The sequence below is a fragment of the Micromonospora gifhornensis genome (assembly GCF_016863515.1).
In the GTDB taxonomy this organism is placed as follows: domain Bacteria; phylum Actinomycetota; class Actinomycetes; order Mycobacteriales; family Micromonosporaceae; genus Micromonospora; species Micromonospora gifhornensis.
In genome coordinates, this window is sequence record NZ_BOPA01000019.1 from 39,590 (window position 1) to 56,485 (window position 16,896).

The window sequence follows — 16,896 nt, forward strand, 5'->3', positions numbered from 1 at the left end:
CTCGCCGGGCCGCTACGCCGGTTCGATGGGCAGCCAGAGATCGCAGGTCGCGGTGCTGAAATCGTTCGCCGGATCGGGCACCGCGACGATCTCCGGGCCTCGCCGCAGCCGCCACGGATTGAAGGGAAACCATTCGGCTGCGGCCGTGGCCCAGGCATTCTGAAGGGTCTGCGGATGCGGCCCCGCCGTACGGATGACCACCCATGTGCCGGCCGGGACCTCGATGATGTCGAGGCCGCCCGGGATTGGCGTGCTGGGGGACACGGCGACCCCATGCAGGTAGGTCAGCTCGCTGCCCTCGCCGTAGTCGGCGTCGAGGTCGTCGCTGACCGCGAGCAGGCCGCTCGGCTCAGCGTTGCCGAGTGCCTTCAAGCGCAGGTGCTCCTCGGCCGGCAGCGCGGCGATGTGCTGCTGGATGTACGGGTTTATGCCTCGGTGGATCAGCGGAACGCGAGCAGCGTGCCCCACGAGCCGGAACGCGGGATGGTCGACGATGCGAGTGTCCATGTGTTCGCTTCCTTCGACAGGTAGGCGGAACCTGAGCTGGGGTGATCGACGGCGTACCGGTCGCGGCTGATCGTCGTTCCTCCGATCCGATCGTGCGGCAGCGCTGCGGCAACACACCCGACAGAAGCCGCGCGGAAAGTGTCGGGTGAGCGGAATCGATGTCGCCGCATGATGAGGCCATGGATGACACAACACTGGTGTCCCGCTTTCTTCGCGACGGCTTCGTCAAGTTGGCAGGTGCCGTCGCGCCGCGGGTGGCTGCGGACTGCGCGCGGCTGCTGTGGCGAGAGACGGGCTGCGACCCGGACGACCCAGCGACGTGGAGACAGCCCGTGCACTGGGTGGAGGGCATGGCGCAGGGGCCGTTCGCCGCCGCACCCAATTCCCCGTTCCTCCATCACGCGTACGACCTGCTGGTCGGCGCGGGACGCTGGGAGCCGCGCTACTCGCTGGGCACGTTCCCGCTGCGCTTCCCGCACGAAGAGGAGCCGAACGACGCGGGCTGGCACATCGAGGGCAGCTATCTGCCGGAGGGCGAGAGCTGGTACTTCACGAATGTGCTTTCCCGTGGCCGGGCGCTGCTGATGCTGTTTCTGTTCAGCGAGGTCGGTGAGGAGGACGCCCCGACCCGGCTCCGGGTCGGCTCACACCTCGACGTGCCGAGGGTGCTGGAGAAGTACGGGGAGAACGGGGCGAGCGGGCTGGAACTTGCGCCCGACCTGGTGGCGGCATCCAGCCACCGGCCACTCGCCCTCGCCACCGGGTCCCCGGGCGACGTCTTTCTGTGCCATCCGTTCCTGGTGCACGCGGCGCAACCGCACCACGGGACACGGCCGCGCTTCATGGCCCAGCCGCCGCTGATGCCGGCCGCGCCGTACGAATTGGAGCGGGCCGACGGCGCCTACTCACCCGTGGAGATCGCGATCCGTCGGGGTCTTGGACAGGACACCCCCGAGCGGGACGGGGTAGGTACCGACGACAATGCCGGGTAGGCGTGCCAGGCGTGGCATGGGTGATGTACGACGGAGGCGGGGACAAGGGTGGTTCTGCGGGTGAGTGGTCGCAACGCGCGATTCCAGCAGTGGGAGGCCCTCCTGCACAATCGGACCAAGCGGCAGCGTCGCGGCGAATTCCTCGTGCAGGGCGTGCGTCCGATTGTCATGGCCGTCGAACACGGTTGGCAGATCCGAGAGTTGCTGTACAACACAGGCGTTGCGCTGTCCGGCTGGGCACGCGACCTGCTGGAAACGGTCCGGGCCGAGAAGATCGCCGTCTCCCGTGAACTGATGCACGAGCTGGGAGGTAAGGCGGACGACGTGCCAGAGTTGCTGGCCGTGGTCGCGCTGCCGGAGGATGACCTGCGCCGTATCCCGACCGGACCGACCATGCTCACGGTCGTGTTCGATCGGCCGACCAGTCCCGGCAACATCGGGACCCTCGTCCGGTCCGCAGACGCCTTCGGCGCCTCCGGCGTCATCATCACCGGCCACGCCGCCGACGTGTACGACCCGAAGGCAGTCCGGGCGAGCACCGGCTCGCTGTTCGCTCTGCCAGTGGTTCGGGTGCCCGCCCGTCAGGCCGTGCTGTCCTGGGGCGTCGACGTCCGTGCGGGCGGCATCGGCATGAGCGTCGTGGGAACCGATGAGCTGGGCGCGCTGGATGTCGCCGATTACGACTTCCGGCAACCAACGCTGATCGTGATCGGCAATGAGACCACCGGTCTCAGCTCCGGCTGGCGTGAGGCATGCGACCAGGTTGTCCGGATCCCGATGTCCGGGGCAGCCAGCTCACTGAACGCGGCGACCGCCGCGACCGTCGTGCTGTACGAGTCGGCACGGCAGCGGACTGCTGCCGCCCGCCGGTAGCGCACTGGTCGTCGCGAATCGCCGCAAGGCTCTCCACCGCTGCTGACCGGCTCAGGAAGGCACGGGGACGGGTTTGGCCCAGCGGGGGGTGCCGGTGGGGTCGACGTAGCAGACGGCGACCAGCAGGTCGGCGGGGTCGGTGAGGGGGGTGGCGGCGGGGCCCATCCGGAACAGGGCCACCAGGTCGCCCTCGGCGGCCGCGCGGGTGCTGACCGCGCCGAGGTTGTCCGGGGTACGCAGCGAGTCGCTCGACTCCGGACGGGAGACGGCACCGGCGAGGAAGTCGTACCGGGCGGCAAGTGTCTCGTACGATTCGGCCCAGTTGAACCCGGTGCTGCCGGCGGCGTCCCAGCCACCGCTCGGGGGCACCACCCGGGGCGGGTCGAGCCGGTTGTCCAGCAGGATCACCTGATAGGTGCCGGGCTGGCCCGGGCCGGACCACCGCAACCGCAGCAGCACGGACTGGTTGTCGGGGTCCCCGACCGGGGCGGAGCCGTTGCGCCAGCCGTACGCGCTGACCAGGTCGGCCACCTGGTCCGGCTGCGGCAGCATCGCCTCGACGGTGACGGTGACCGCGTCGGGGCCGGCGTTGTGCTCACGTTCGCGTTGCCGCACGTGGTCGATCGTGGCCAGTACCGCGACGGTGACCGAGACGAGGGCCACCACCCAGCGCAGTCGCGCTCCGTGTCTGCCCATGGCCGGAGAATAGCGCCGTCGCCGGCCGCGCGCCGTCAGTCAGCCGACAAGGCCGAGCAGCCAACCGACAAGACCGGCGGGCAGTCCGTCGGCATGGCAGGTGGGCAGGTGGTCGACAGCCGGGTTGACCGGCGTTATCGGGCTGGCGGGGGAGCCCCGGGGCGTCGGTGGCAACGGTCCGGCAGGCCGCACTAGAGTCGCTTTGACCATGCCCGGTCGGCCTGACCGGAGCGCCACAGCTTGGGGGTTGATGGGTGGGCGAGGCGCACACGAACGGTCATCACGTCGGCGTCACCGGGGCGGCGGAGACGGACACCACGCTTGTCGTGGTCACCGGTCTGTCCGGTGGTGGGCGCAGCACCGTCGCCCGAGCCCTGGAGAACGTCGGCTTCTACGTCGTGGACAACCTGCCGCAGGCGTTGCTGCTGGACATGGCCGAGCTGGCGGTGAAGGCGGGCGGGGCGGCCCGGCGTACGGCGATGGTGTTGGACGTGCGGTCCCGGGCCTTTTCCACGGACCTGGCCGAGGCGATCCGGGAGCTCAAGGAGCGCGGGTACGCGCCTCGGGTGGTCTTCGTCGACGCCGACGACGAGGTGTTGATCCGCCGTTTCGAGAGCGTGCGTCGTTCCCACCCGTTGCAGGGTGACGGGCGGCTCGCCGACGGCATCGCGGTCGAGCGGGGCCTGCTGGAGGAGGCCCGCGACCAGGCCGACGTGATCATCGACACCAGCCACCTCAACGTCAACCAGCTGCGTCGGCGCATCGAGGAGCTGTTCGGTGGGGAGGACGCCCGCAAGCTGCGGGTCACGGTGATCTCCTTCGGCTTCAAGTACGGCCTGCCGCCGGATGCCGATTTCGTGCTCGATGCCCGCTTCCTGCCCAACCCGTACTGGGTGCCGGAATTCCGGGAGCACACCGGCCGCGAGGAGGCGGTCAGCGCGTACGTGCTGGGGCAGGAGGGTGCGGACACCTTCGTCTCGGCGTACGCCGATCTCGTGGGCGCCACCACCGCGGGCTTCGAGCGGGAGGGCAAGCGGTACCTGACCGTCGCGGTGGGTTGCACCGGCGGCAAGCACCGCAGCGTGGCCATCGCCGAGGAGTTGGCCGCCCGGTTGCGGCGTGCCGGCCTGGCCGCCAACGCGCAGCACCGGGACCTGGGGCGGGAATGACGATCCGGGTGGTGAGCTTCGGCGGCGGGCACGGCCTGTCCGCCGCGCTGCGGGCGTTACGCCGTTGCGCACCCGAACTGGATCTGGACATCACCGCGGTGGTGACCGTCGGTGACGACGGCGGTTCCAGTGGGCGGCTGCGCGCCGAGCGGGGTGGGCTGCCCCCGGGCGACCTGCGGCAGGCGTTGGTCGCGCTGGCCGGTGACCACCCGGCCACCCGACGCAGCGCCGGGCTGTTCCAGCACCGCTTCGCCGCGGTGACCACTGCCGGTGGCGGACCTGACGCGCTCGCCGGACACGCGGTGGGCAATCTGGTGATCTCCGGCCTGATGGAGTTGCTGGGCGATCCGGTGGCCGCGCTGGAACACGCCGGGGCGATGCTGGGTGCGGTCGGTCGGGTGCTGCCGATGTCCTGCGAGCCGGTCGACATCGAGGCGCAGGTGCGTGGCACGGACCCGGATCGACCCGACGAGGTCCGCACCGTACGCGGCCAGCACCAGGTCGCGGTCAGTACCGGTCGGGTGGAGTCGCTGCGGATCACCCCGCAGGCCCCCGAGGCCTGTCCGGAGGCGGTCACGGCGATCGGTGCGGCCGACTGGTTGATATTCGGGCCGGGCAGCTGGTACACAAGCGTCCTGCCGCACCTGCTGGTACCGCAGCTGGCCGCGGCGATCCTGGCCAGTTCCGCTCGTCGGCTGGTCACCCTCAACCTCGCCGCCGAGCAGGAGACGCTCGGTCTGTCCGTCGCCGACCACCTCGCCGCGCTGCGGTGGTATCTGCCGGAGCTGACGGTCGACTACGTGATCGCCGATTCCAAGGCGGTCGGTGATCCCGCCCCGGTCGATCGTGCGGCAGAATCGCTGGGAGCCCGACTCGTCCTCGCCCCGGTAGCGGTCGACGACGGCACTCCCCGCCATGATCCGGCCGCCTTGGCCGCCGCGCTGGTGCCCGTACTGGGCGCCGATCGTTAGACACGTACGTAATCTCCGGCGACACGCCGGAACCGGTCCGTGAGGGGACGCACAATGGCGATGACGGCTGCGGTCAAGGACGAGCTGAGTCGGGTCGACGTGCCCAAGCCCTGCTGCCGGCGGGCGGAGATGGCCGCGCTGCTGCGGTTCGCCGGTGGGCTGCACATCGTCTCCGGGCGGGTGGTGGTGGAGGCGGAACTGGACACCGGCGCGGTGGCCCGCCGGCTGCGCCGGGAGATCGCCGAGGTCTACGGCTACCCGAGTGAGATTCACGTGTTGGCCTCCGGTGGGCTGCGCAAGGGCAGCCACTTCATCGTCCGGGTGGTCAAGGACGGCGAGGCGCTGGCCCGGCAGACCGGTCTGCTGGACGTGCGGGGTCGACCGGTGCGGGGACTGCCCCCGCACGTGGTCGCCGCCAACGTCTGCTGCGCGGTCTCCGCCTGGCGGGGCGCGTTCATGGCGCACGGCTCGCTGACCGAGCCGGGCCGCTCCAGTGCCCTGGAGATCACCTGCCCGGGGCCGGAGTCGGCTTTGGCGCTGGTCGGCGCGGCCCGCCGCATCGGCATCACCGCCAAGAACCGCGAGGTGCGCGGGGTGGACCGGGTGGTGGTCAAGGACGGCGACGCCATCGCCGCGCTGCTCACCCGCATAGGCGCCCACGCCAGCGTGCTGGCCTGGGAGGAACGTCGGGTCCGCCGGGAGGTGCGTGCCACGGCCAACCGGCTGGCCAACTTCGACGACGCCAACCTGCGTCGTTCGGCGCGGGCGGCGGTGGCCGCGGCGGCCCGGGTCACCCGGGCGCTGGAGATTCTCGCCGACGACGCGCCGGAGCACCTGACCTCGGCGGGTCGGTTGCGGCTGGAGCACCGGCAGGCGTCGCTGGAGGAGTTGGGCGCGTTGGCCGACCCGCCGCTGACCAAGGACGCCATCGCCGGCCGGATCCGCCGGTTGCTGGCGCTGGCCGACAAACGGGCGCGCGACCTGGGCATCCCGGATACCGAAGCGGCCGTCACGCCCGACATGCTCGTGGTCTGATAGGACGGTGGGGTCGTCCGGCGTGGGCGGGCCGGTGTTTCGCCGGCGCGCCCTGTCGGCGCGGTGTGACGTCCCGTGTGGCGTGGGTGGGCAACCACCCGACGCAGCGCGGCTCGACGCGCTCGGATAGGGTCGCTTGCGTACGGCAAGGGGGCCGGAACCGGCGCACCCGCCGTACCCACCGCCTCGGGCGGTCAGGTCCCTCGGACCGCGGCGGGGTGGCCGAGATGAATCGTCAACGGCCGGCTCCAACGGTCGGCGCACATCACTTCGCCGGCCGAGGGTCTCCACGCCGGCGGACCAGAACGCGAGGAGATGGGACCTGTGACCATCCGGGTTGGCATCAACGGCTTCGGCCGAATCGGCCGTAACTTCTTCCGGGCAGTGCTGGCGTCCGGCGCTGACGTGGAGGTCGTTGCCGTCAACGACCTCACCGACAACGCCACGCTGGCCCACCTTGTCAAGTACGACAGCATCCTGGGCCGCCTCCCGCACGAGGTGAAGGCGACCGCCGACGAGATCACCGTCGGTGGCAAGACCATCAAGGCGTACGCCGAGCGTGACCCGGCCGCCCTGCCGTGGGGTGACCTGAACGTCGACGTGGTCATCGAGTCCACCGGCTTCTTCACCGACGCCAACAAGGCCAAGGCGCACCTCGACGGCGGGGCCAAGAAGGTCATCATCTCGGCGCCGGCCAAGAACGAGGACGTCACCGTCGTGATGGGCGTCAACGAGGGCTCGTACGACCCGGCCAAGCACAACATCATCTCGAACGCCTCCTGCACCACCAACTGCCTCGCGCCGATGGCGAAGGTGCTGCACGACACGTTCGGCATCGAGCGTGGTCTGATGACCACCATCCACGCGTACACCCAGGACCAGAACCTGCAGGACGCGCCGCACTCCGACCTGCGTCGGGCCCGCGCCGCCGCGGTGAACATCGTGCCGACCTCGACCGGTGCGGCCAAGGCCATCGGCCTGGTGCTGCCGGACCTCAAGGGCAAGCTCGACGGGTACGCGCTGCGGGTGCCGATCCCCACCGGCTCGGCCACCGACCTCACCGTCACCGTCGGTCGGGAGACCACGGTGGACGAGGTCAACGCCGCGCTCAAGGCCGCCGCCGAGGGTCCGCTGCGGGGCATCCTCACCTACAACGAGGACCCGATCGTCTCCGCCGACATCGTCACCGACCCGGCGTCGTGCATCTTCGACGCGCCGCTGACCAAGGTCATCGGCAACCAGGTCAAGGTCGTCGGCTGGTACGACAACGAGTGGGGCTACTCCAACCGCCTCGTCGACCTCGTCAAGCTGGTCGGTCAGTCGCTGTGAGCGAGCAGCTCACGAACGGGAGGCTAGCTCCGTGAGCATCCGTACCCTCGACGATCTGCTCGCCGAGGGGGTGTCGGGTCGGCGCGTGCTGGTGCGCGCCGACCTGAACGTCCCGCTCGACAAGCAGACCGGTGCCATCACCGACGACGGCCGCATCCGGGCCGTCCTGCCGACCCTGGGTGCGCTCACCGAGGCCGGCGCCAAGGTGGTCGTCTGCTCGCACCTGGGCCGCCCGAAGGGCAGCCCGGACCCGCAGTTCAGCCTCAGTCCGGTTGCCGGGCGGCTGGGTGAGCTGCTCGGCGCCCCGGTGCACTTCGCCACCGACACGGTCGGCGAGTCCGCTCAGGCGACCGTGTCGGCGCTTGCCGACGGCGAGGTCGCGCTGCTGGAGAACCTCCGGTTCAACAAGGGGGAGACCAGCAAGGACGACGCCGAGCGGGGTGCGTTCGCCGACCAGCTCGCCGCGTTCGGTGACGCGTACGTCGACGACGCCTTCGGTGCGGTGCACCGCAAGCACGCAAGCGTCTACGACGTGCCGGCGCGGCTGCCGCACGTCGCCGGTCGCCTGGTGCTGCGCGAGGTGGAGGTGCTCTCCACGCTCACCGGCAACCCGGAGCGGCCGTACGTCGTGGTGCTCGGTGGTTCCAAGGTCTCCGACAAGCTCGCGGTGATCGAGGCGCTGCTGCCCACGGTCGACCGGCTGCTCATCGGCGGCGGCATGTGCTTCACCTTCCTCAAGGCGCAGGGCCACGAGGTGGGCACCTCGCTGCTGGAGAAGGACATGGTCGAGACCTGCCGCAATCTGCTGGAGCGCTCCGAGGGCAAGATCATGCTCCCGGTCGACGTGGTGGCCGCGGACGCCTTCGCCCCGGACGCCGCGCACGACGTGGTCCCGGCCAACGGCATCCCCAGCCACCGGGTCGGCCTGGACATCGGGCCGGAGACGGTGGCCGGCTTCGCCGCCGCGCTGCGCGGCTCGTCGGCCGACGGCACGGCCAACGCGCGGACGATCTTCTGGAACGGCCCGATGGGCGTGTTCGAGATGGCGGCGTTCGCCAACGGCACCCGGGGTGTCGCCGAGGCGATCGCCGAGTCCGACGCGTTCAGCGTCGTCGGTGGCGGTGACTCGGCCGCCGCGGTGCGGGCCCTGGGCCTGGACGAGAAGTCCTTCGGACACATCTCCACCGGCGGCGGCGCCTCCCTGGAGTACCTGGAGGGCAAGACCCTCCCCGGCATCGCGGCCCTGGAGAACTGATGGCGAGCGCTCCCCGCCGGCCCCTGATGGCCGGCAACTGGAAGATGAACCTCAACCACCTCGAGGCCAACCTGCTGGTGCAGAAGCTGGCGGCCAGCCTCACCGAGAAGCAGCTCACCGAGGTGGAGACGGTGGTCCTGCCGCCGTTCACCGACCTGCGGACGGTGCAGACCGTCGTGGAGGGCGACAAGCTGCTGATCGGCTACGGGGCGCAGGACCTCTCCGCGCACGCCTCGGGCGCCTACACCGGCGAGGTCGCCGGGTCGATGCTGGCCAAGCTCGGCTGCACGTACGTGGTGGTCGGGCACTCCGAGCGGCGGGAGTACCACCGCGAGGACGACGCGCTGGTGGGTGCCAAGGTGCAGGCCGCGCTGGCCAACGGGCTCACCCCGATCCTCTGCGTGGGGGAGGGGCTCGACGTCCGGGAGCAGGGCGGGCAGGTCGCGCACTGCGCCGCGCAGCTCGACGGGGCGCTCAAGGGGCTCTCCGCCGAGCAGGTGACCAAGGTCGTGGTGGCCTACGAGCCGGTCTGGGCGATCGGCACCGGCAAGACCGCCACCCCCGAGGACGCCCAGGAGGTGTGCGGCGCGCTGCGTACCCGGCTCGCCGAGACCTTCGACCAGGCCACCGCGGACCAGGTACGGGTCCTCTACGGCGGCTCGGTGAAGTCCTCGAACGTGGCGTCGATCATGGCGCAGCCGGATGTGGACGGCGCTCTGGTGGGCGGTGCCAGCCTCGACGCCGAGGAGTTCGCGAAGATCTGCCGGTTCCCGGAGCACATCACCGGCTGATCGCTCGCTATCCTTGACTCCGCCCGTCCGCCGGTCGGTGCCGCCGTGCCCGAACTGCCCGGGCGAGGATCGTAACGAGAGGACTGACCCCCGCCATGCCGATCTGGTTCGCCTACACGTTGATCGTGTTGCTGGTCATCACGAGCTTCATGCTCGTCCTGCTTATTCTGCTGCACCGCGGTAAGGGTGGTGGGATGTCCAGCATGTTCGGCGGTGGCGTCAGCTCCAGCCTGGCCGGCTCGTCAGTGGCTGAGAAGAACCTCGACCGCTACACCGTGCTGGTGGGCATCGTCTGGTTCGCCTGCATCGTCGGGCTCGGCCTCTGGCTCCGGTTGCAGGTGGGCGTCTGATCAGGCGCCGCCAGTCGTACAATCTGCGCGCGGTCCGTCATCGACGGGCCGCGCGCAGTCCGTTTCACCCGCTGCACCGCGTCGCCCGCCGTCCACCACTGGACGGCGGTCCCCTCCGACGACAGGAGCGAGCGCCGTGTCGAACGGCAACGTCATCCGGGGCGCCCGAGTCGGGTCAGCGCCGCCACGCCACCCCGAACGCCACCGGCCGGTGCCGTGCCGGTCGGTCAGCTTCTGGTGCCGCAACGGGCACCGCACCGACATCCGCATCGCCGCCGACGCGGCGGCCCCGGAGCTGTGGGACTGCCCCCGCTGCGGGCTGCCGGCCGGCCCCGACGCCCAGGACCCGCCCGGCCGGGTCCGCGCCGAGCCCTACAAGACCCACCTGGCGTACGTGAAGGAGCGGCGTACCGACGCCGAGGGGGAGGCGATCCTCGCCGAGGCTCTCGCCGCCCTGCGCAACCGGCGTGGCGGCCGCTGAGCCCCGCCTGAGCCCCGCCTGAGCGTCGCTCCGCCTGCGCGTCACCGTTCCGCCAGGCGATGTTAGGAGGGGGCCCCTTTACTACGCGAGGCGTTAATAAGGGGCCCTTCCTTTCACCGCAGGCTGCGGAAGCGGGCGGGGACGGTGGCTGCGGCGGCGCGGTCCAGCAGCCACAGGGTGCGGCTGGTGCCCTGCACACCGGCTGCGGGGATCTGCACCGGGCCGGCGCCGGCCAGGGCCATGCCCACCGCGTGCGCCTTGTCCGCGCCACCGGCGACCAGCCACACCTCCTCGGCCGTGTTGATCGTCGGCAGGGTGAGGGTGATCCGCACCGGTGGCGGCTTCGGGCTGCCCCGTACCGCGCTGACCGGGCGGCTCTCGTAGTGCACCGGGTGCTCGGGGAAGACCGAGGCGACGTGCCCGTCCTCGCCGACGCCGAGCATCAGCACGTCGAAGTGGGGGAGCGCGGCGGTGCCGGGCCGGGCGGCCCGGGCCAGTTCGGCCGCGTACTGCGCGGCGGCCTCCTCCGGGTCGAGACCGGCGTCGGAGGGCGGCATCGGGTGGATCCGCTCCGGCGCCACCGGCAACGCGTCGAGCAGCGCCGCGCGGGCCTGGGTCTCGTTGCGCTCCGGGTCACCGGCGGGCAGGAACCGTTCGTCACCCCACCAGAAGTCGACCCGGGACCAGTCCACCGCGTCCTTCGCCGGCAGGGCGCCAACGGCCCGGTAGACGGCGGCGGCGATCCGACCGCCGGTGAGCACCACCGCCGCCTGCCCGCGCTCGGCCTGCGCGTCGAGCAGCTTCACCACCAACCGCGCCGCCACCGCCTGTGCCAGCAGATCGGCATCGGCGTGTACGGCGACACTCGCCTCACTCATGGTGTCCTTCCACGACCGTCACAGCGGTCGGTGTCGTGCCGTACCCCGGGGTGGGATCGGTCAGGGTTGAGCGCTTGTCGACGTGTGCGCGGTGACACCGGCCTCGGCCCGCTCGGCGGTGGCCGGGTCCTTCCAGACGTGCACCCGCTGGCCGGGACGACGGTCGAGGGTGGTCAGCCCGGCGAAGGCACCCAGCGCCTCCGCGTACACCTGGTCGGGGCCGAGCCGGCGCAGCTCCTCGGCCAACTCGTCGCCGAGCGGCCGACGGACCAGCGGCAGGATGCGGTCCTCCTGGCCGGTACGCCGGAAGATGGCCACGTTGTCGTCCCGGGTCAGCGTCAGCTCGTCGCTGTTGGCGCAGCGCAGCTGCACCTCGCGCATCCGGGGGAACTCCTTGGTCCGCTCCCAGCGGGGCTTGATGCCCAACCGGCTGCGCAACCAGCCGCGCATCAGCGCAGCCGTCGGGTCGCTCGGCGGCGCGACCACCGCCGCGTCGACCAGCTGCGCCTCGGTGGTGTCGAAGGCACCCGCCACCACGGCCCGCCACGGGGTGATCCGGGTCCAGGCGAGATCGGTGTCGCCGGGCGCGTAGTCGCGGGCACGTTGCCGCAGCGCCTCGATCGGGTCGGCGGCCTGGGCCGAGTCGGTGATCCGCCGGTCGGCGACCACACCGAGGAAGTCGGTGGCGATCTCCGCCGGCGGCTCGCCGTGCCACCAGGTCACCACCGGCACGTCCGGCACCAGCAGCGGCATCACCACCGACTCGGCGTGCAACGCCAGCCGGCCGTACATCCGCATGACGACCGCCTCGCAGGGGCCCAGCCGCCCGCCGACGACGATCTCCGCGTCGAGCCGGCTGCGGTCGCGTTCCAGATCGGAGCGTACGACCACCAGCAGCCGGCACGGGTGCGCGGCGGCGGCGATGGTGGCTGCCGCCTCCGCGTCGCGTACCCGCTTCTCGTCGACCACCACGATCAGGGTCAGCGCCATGCCGCTGGCCACCCCACCGGCGCTGCGCCGCTCGGCGGCGAGTGCCTTGACCACCTCGTTGCCGGTGGTGTCCCACAGTCCGATCAACGGAGCCTCCAGGTTCGCTCGTGGTGCCCGGTCACGCCCGCCGCCAGGCCCGGCCTTCGCGGGCCAGCATCGTGTCGGCGGCGCGGGGACCCCACTCGCCGGCCCGGTAGGGCTCGGGCTTGGTGCCCTCCCAGGCGTGTTCCAGCGGGTCCACCACGGCCCAGCTCTGCTCGACCTCGGCGGCGTCCGGGAACAGCGTCCGGTCGCCGATCAGCACGTCCAGCACGAGCCGCTCGTACGCCTCGGGGCTGGACTCGGTGAACGCCTCGCCGTACTGGAAGTCCATCGCGATGTCGCGGACCTCCATCGTGGTGCCGGGCACCTTGGACCCGAACTTGAGCACCACGCCCTCGTCCGGCTGGACCCGGATGACCAGCTGGTTGTTGCCGAGCATCTCCATGTCGGTGGGGGTGAACGGCAGGTGCGGTGCCCGCTTGAACATCACCGCGACCTCGGTCACCCGCCGGGGCAGGCGCTTGCCGGCCCGGATGTAGAACGGCACCTCGGCCCAGCGGCGGTTCTGGATGCCCAGCCGCACCGCCACGTACGTCTCGGTGGTCGAGGTCGGCGGGACGCCGTCCTCTTCCAGGTAGCCCTTGGCGCGTTGGCCGCCGACCCAGCCGGGCAGGTACTGCCCGCGTACGGTGCCCTGGCTGACGTCCTTGGGCAGGGTGATGGCCTTGAGCACCTTGAGCTTCTCGGCCCGGATCTCGTCGGCGTCGAAGCTGGTCGGCTCCTCCATGGCGACCAGGGCGAGCAGTTGCAGCAGGTGGTTCTGCAACACGTCGCGGGCGGTGCCGACGGAGTCGTAGAAGCCGGCCCGGGAGCCGATGCCGACGTCCTCGGCCATGGTGATCTGCACCGAGTCGACGTACTGCGAGTTCCACAACGGCTCGAAGAGGCTGTTGGCGAAGCGCAGGGCGAGGATGTTCTGGACGGTTTCCTTGCCCAGGTAGTGGTCGATGCGGAACACGTCGCGTCGGGTGAACACGTCGTCCACCAGATCGTTGAGGGCCTTCGCCGACGGCAGGTCGTGCCCGAACGGCTTCTCCACCACCACCCGGCGCCAGCCGCCGCACTTGTCGTTGTCGGCCATCCCGGTACGGGCCAACTGCTTGAGCACCACCGGGAACGCGGCCGGTGGAATGGAGAAGTAGAACGCCACGTTGCCGTGGATGCCGTGGCTGTCACGCAGGCCGTTCAGGCACTGGGTGAGCCGGTCGAAGGCGGTGTCGTCGTCGAACGAGCCGCCGACGAACTTGATGTTGTGTTCCAGCCGTGACCAGACCTCCTCGCGCCACGGTGTGCGCGAGTGTGCCTTGGCCGCCTCCCGGGCCAGCGTCGCGAAGTCACCGTCGGCCCAGTCCCGCCGGGCGAACCCGACGACCACGAACCCGGGCGGCAACAGCCCCCGGTTGGCCAGGTCGTAGACCGCCGGGATCAGCTTCTTCTGGGCCAGGTCGCCGGTCACCCCGAAGATCACCAGAGCGCAGGGCTCCGGGATCCGGGGCAGTCGCCGGTCCTGCGGGTCGCGCAGCGGGTTCACTCTGTCTCCTCTGTTCGCGACTGCGGGGCTCGCAGGATCGGCTCACTCCTCGCGCTCACGGTGCCTTCCCGATCCTGGTCGTCCACATCGTTCATCGTCATGCCCGCAGCGATCCGACCGCGTCGAGCAGTTGGGCCAGGCCCGCCGATCGGTTGGTCAGGTGCAGCCGTAACAGCGGACGCTCGTGACCGGCCAGGGCCTGCCGGTCGCCGGCGGCCTGCGCCGCCTGCAACTCACCGAAGGAGTACGGCTCGCCGGGCACCGGCAGATCAACATCGACCGTACCGGTTATCTGAAGAAAGCTACCCAACCGTGGGCCACCGTTGTGGTACTGACCGGCGGCGTGCCGGTGGCGTGGCCCCCAGTCGAAGGTGACCGGCCGGGCGGTGAGCTGCGCCAGCAATGGACGCAGCCGGGCCGCGTCGGCGTCGGCGTGCTGGTCGAGGTACGCCGTGACCGCCAGGTAGCCGCCGTCGTCCAGCCCGGACAGCAGGTGCCGGAGCGCGCCGGTCAGGTCCGCCGGTGTGCCCGCCGGGGCGTACACCTCGATCGTGCTCTCGACCGACGACGGTGTCGGTGCCGGCGGGCGGTGCGCCAGCACGGCGGCGGTGTGTTCGTCGGCCGCGGTCACGTCCGGCCGGTCGAACGGGTCCACGCCGAGCACGTCGGCGGCCAGGGCGGTGGCGTACTGCCAGGCCAGGAAGTGGGCGCCGAGCGGGCCGTTCACCGCGATGTCGGGGGTGACGCCGAGGGCCGGCAGGTCACCCGCGGCGAGCGCGCCGCCGTAGCTGACGGTGAGTCGGTCGGGGCCGGTCAGGCGAGGGCTGTCCGGTGACTCGACCACCACCGGCAGGAGACCGAGCCCGTCCTTGCCGGTGGACTCGGCGAGCAACTGCCCGACCCAGTCGCCCAGCCCTTCGACGCCGGTGCCGTCGTCGACCAGGACGACCGTGTCCCGTCCGGTCGTGGCGGCGGTGGCCAGCGCCGCACCGAGCGCCAGGCCCGGATTCGCGTCGGCACCGTCCAGTGTGGCCGCGAACTCCTCGGCCTGGTCGAGCAGGTCGGCCACCGCGACCCCGGCGAGCGCGCAGGGGACTAACGCGTACGCGGTCAGCGCCGCGAAGCCCCCGTCGACCTCGGGGTCGGCGGGCACGGTGATCGCGCCGAGTTCGGCGGCGACCGCCGCCAGCGGCGAGCCCGGATCGGTGACCACGACGAAGTGCCGCCCCACCTCCGACTCGGCCATCCCCGAGTCGAGGAACGCCTGCCGGTAGGCGCGCCGGAGACAGTCGGCCGCCAGCGTGCTGCCGGACGCGCCGGCCAGCACGACGACGGTGCGGACCAGCCGGTCGGCCAGCGTGGCGCGTACCCGACCAGGGTCGGTGGTGTCGAGCACGGTCAGCGCCCGACCGGTGGTCCGGGCGACGACCTGCGTCGCGAGCGACGGGCCACCCGGGCCGGCGAGCACCACGTGATCCAGGTCGGCCAGCTCCGCGCTCAGCTCGGCGAGCTGGGGGAGCAGCTCGCGGCCCCGCCGGTGGGCGTCCAGCCAGCCGAGCCGGCCGACCGCGTGCGGACCCCACAGCGTCGGATCCCTGGCGACCAGCCGGCGCGGTACGTCGGCGTCGACGAACGCCTGCCGGGTGGACGCCGGTGCGCCGGCGTCCACCGCCCGCGCGCCGTGCACCGCGAGACCGCCAGCGGCCTCGACCGGTGCGGCCAGCAGATCACCCACGCCGCCGCCCGTCGCGGGCGGCGGCGTGAGCGACGCCGGGGCGAACCGTCACGCAGCTCCTCCGGCCTGCGCGGCACCACCCGGGTGACCGGTGCCCTGGGCAGCGGCGACCAACGACTTGCGTACGCCGTCGAGCAGCTCCTGCCAGCTGGCTTCGAACTTCTCCACGCCCTCACGTTCCAGCGTCTCGATCACGTCGGCCATGTCGACGCCGACCGCGGCGAGCCGCTCGAAGACCTGCCGGGCGTCGTCGTACGCGTCGGTGACGGTGTCGGGACGGGTCTCGCCGTGCTCAGCGTAGGCGTGGATGACCGCCTCCGGCATGGTGTTGACCGTTCCGGGGGCGATCAGCTCCTCGACGTAGATGACGTCCCGGTAGTCCGGGTTCTTCGTCGAGGTGGAGGCCCACAGCGGGCGCTGCGGGTGCGCCCCGGCATCGGCGAGGGCCTGCCAGCGGTCGCTGCCGAAGACCTCGCTGTAACGCTCGTACGCCAGCCGGGCGTTGGCCACGGCGGCCTTGCCGCGCAGCCCCTTGGCCTCGTCCGAGCCGATCTTCTCCAGCCGCTTGTCCACCTCGCTGTCGACGCGGGAGACGAAGAACGAGGCCACCGAGGCGATCTTGGACAGGTCGTGGCCGTTGGCCCTGGCCTGCTCCATGCCGGCGAGGAAGGCCTCCATCACCTGCGAGTAGCGGTCCAGCCCGAAGATCAGCGTCACGTTGACGCTGATCCCCTCGGCCAGCGTGGCGGTGATCGCCGGCAGGCCGTCCTGGGTCGCCGGGATCTTGATGAACAGGTTCGGCCGGTCGACCAGCCACCACAGCGCCTTGGCCTCGGCCACGGTGCGCTCCGCCTCGTGGGCCAGCCGCGGGTCCACCTCGATGGAGACCCGGCCGTCGACCCCGCCGCTGGCGTCGTACGCCGGACGCATCACGTCGCAGGCCCACCGCACGTCGTACGTGGTGAGCATGCGGACCGCCTCCTCGACGTCGACACCCCGCACGGCCAGGTCACGCAGCTGCCCGTCGTAGGTGTCGGCGTCGCTCAACGCCTTGGCGAAGATCGTCGGGTTGGTGGTCACCCCGACCACGTGCTTGTCCCGGCGCAGCTGGTCCAGCCCACCGGAGGACAGTCGTACCCGGGAAAGGTCGTCGAGCCAGACCGCCACCTTCGCGGCGGACAGCTCACCAAGCCTGTCGGTCGTCATGTGCG

At 71.4% G+C, this 16,896-nt stretch carries 17 protein-coding genes; 10 read left to right on the forward strand and 7 right to left on the reverse strand.

Annotated elements, in window-relative coordinates; translation table 11 throughout:
• Nucleotides 1-12: 12 nt before the first annotated feature.
• Nucleotides 13-507 (reverse strand): GyrI-like domain-containing protein, encoded by a 495-nt coding sequence (locus Vgi01_RS13760; protein WP_204291276.1) that lies wholly within the window; start codon nt 505-507, stop codon nt 13-15.
• A 179-nt stretch (nt 508-686) separates the two neighbouring features.
• Between Vgi01_RS13760 and Vgi01_RS13765 the strand changes: the two genes are divergently transcribed.
• Together Vgi01_RS13765 and Vgi01_RS13770 are read left to right on the forward strand one after the other, a co-directional pair.
• On the forward strand, nt 687-1,499 hold the full coding sequence (locus Vgi01_RS13765; RefSeq protein ID WP_204291277.1) for a phytanoyl-CoA dioxygenase family protein: 813 nt from the start codon (nt 687-689) through the stop codon (nt 1,497-1,499).
• 54 nt (nt 1,500-1,553) lie between these two features.
• Nucleotides 1,554-2,372, forward strand: a complete 819-nt coding sequence (locus Vgi01_RS13770; RefSeq protein WP_233196848.1) for a TrmH family RNA methyltransferase — start codon at nt 1,554-1,556, stop codon at nt 2,370-2,372.
• 51 nt (nt 2,373-2,423) lie between these two features.
• Here the strand turns inward: Vgi01_RS13770 and Vgi01_RS13775 are convergent, their stop codons facing one another.
• A complete protein-coding gene (locus Vgi01_RS13775) occupies nt 2,424-3,068 on the reverse strand; it encodes a hypothetical protein (protein ID WP_102658530.1) in 645 nt (214 codons plus the stop codon).
• A gap of 254 nt (nt 3,069-3,322) precedes the next feature.
• On the opposite strand from Vgi01_RS13775, the gene rapZ reads away from it, so the two are divergent.
• The 8 genes from rapZ (at nt 3,323) to Vgi01_RS13815 (ending at nt 10,449) form a co-directional block, all read left to right on the forward strand.
• Nucleotides 3,323-4,237, forward strand: a complete 915-nt coding sequence (gene rapZ / locus Vgi01_RS13780; RefSeq protein WP_204291278.1) for an RNase adapter RapZ — start codon at nt 3,323-3,325, stop codon at nt 4,235-4,237.
• The gene (locus tag Vgi01_RS13785; RefSeq protein ID WP_204291279.1) at nt 4,234-5,208 is read left to right on the forward strand and encodes a gluconeogenesis factor YvcK family protein; all 975 of its coding nucleotides are present in this window, start codon (nt 4,234-4,236) and stop codon (nt 5,206-5,208) included. The genes rapZ and Vgi01_RS13785 overlap by 4 nt, the downstream gene beginning before the upstream one ends.
• Nucleotides 5,209-5,262: 54 nt before the next feature.
• Nucleotides 5,263-6,243 (forward strand): DNA-binding protein WhiA, encoded by a 981-nt coding sequence (gene whiA / locus Vgi01_RS13790; protein ID WP_013734954.1) that lies wholly within the window; start codon nt 5,263-5,265, stop codon nt 6,241-6,243.
• Nucleotides 6,244-6,567: 324 nt separating this feature from the next.
• The gene (gap, locus tag Vgi01_RS13795) at nt 6,568-7,572 is read left to right on the forward strand and encodes a type I glyceraldehyde-3-phosphate dehydrogenase (protein WP_204291280.1); all 1,005 of its coding nucleotides are present in this window, start codon (nt 6,568-6,570) and stop codon (nt 7,570-7,572) included.
• 31 nt (nt 7,573-7,603) lie between these two features.
• Entirely contained in the window at nt 7,604-8,827 is a 1,224-nt protein-coding gene (locus Vgi01_RS13800; protein ID WP_204291281.1) for a phosphoglycerate kinase, read from the forward strand.
• Nucleotides 8,827-9,618 (forward strand): triose-phosphate isomerase, encoded by a 792-nt coding sequence (gene tpiA, locus Vgi01_RS13805; RefSeq protein WP_204291282.1) that lies wholly within the window; start codon nt 8,827-8,829, stop codon nt 9,616-9,618. The genes Vgi01_RS13800 and tpiA overlap by 1 nt, the downstream gene beginning before the upstream one ends.
• Before the next feature lie 95 nt (nt 9,619-9,713).
• The gene (gene secG, locus Vgi01_RS13810) at nt 9,714-9,968 is read left to right on the forward strand and encodes a preprotein translocase subunit SecG (protein WP_102658524.1); all 255 of its coding nucleotides are present in this window, start codon (nt 9,714-9,716) and stop codon (nt 9,966-9,968) included.
• Between the two features lie 136 nt (nt 9,969-10,104).
• Entirely contained in the window at nt 10,105-10,449 is a 345-nt protein-coding gene (locus Vgi01_RS13815; protein ID WP_102658523.1) for an RNA polymerase-binding protein RbpA, read from the forward strand.
• A gap of 113 nt (nt 10,450-10,562) precedes the next feature.
• Here Vgi01_RS13815 and pgl read toward each other — a convergent pair whose 3' ends face one another.
• The 5 genes from pgl to tal form a co-directional block, all read right to left on the reverse strand.
• Entirely contained in the window at nt 10,563-11,327 is a 765-nt protein-coding gene (gene pgl / locus Vgi01_RS13820; RefSeq protein WP_102658522.1) for a 6-phosphogluconolactonase, read from the reverse strand.
• Nucleotides 11,328-11,387: 60 nt separating this feature from the next.
• Nucleotides 11,388-12,404: a glucose-6-phosphate dehydrogenase assembly protein OpcA gene (locus tag Vgi01_RS13825; RefSeq protein WP_102658521.1), complete on the reverse strand. Its 1,017-nt coding sequence runs from the start codon at nt 12,402-12,404 to the stop codon at nt 11,388-11,390.
• Nucleotides 12,405-12,435: 31 nt separating this feature from the next.
• Complete coding sequence (gene zwf / locus Vgi01_RS13830) at nt 12,436-13,950, reverse strand: glucose-6-phosphate dehydrogenase (RefSeq protein WP_102658520.1); 1,515 nt, start codon at nt 13,948-13,950, stop codon at nt 12,436-12,438.
• A 97-nt stretch (nt 13,951-14,047) separates the two neighbouring features.
• Nucleotides 14,048-15,685, reverse strand: a complete 1,638-nt coding sequence (locus tag Vgi01_RS13835; protein ID WP_204291283.1) for a glucose-6-phosphate isomerase — start codon at nt 15,683-15,685, stop codon at nt 14,048-14,050.
• Nucleotides 15,686-15,733: 48 nt separating this feature from the next.
• Nucleotides 15,734-16,891, reverse strand: a complete 1,158-nt coding sequence (gene tal / locus Vgi01_RS13840) for a transaldolase (RefSeq protein WP_102658518.1) — start codon at nt 16,889-16,891, stop codon at nt 15,734-15,736.
• Nucleotides 16,892-16,896 lie beyond the last annotated feature (5 nt).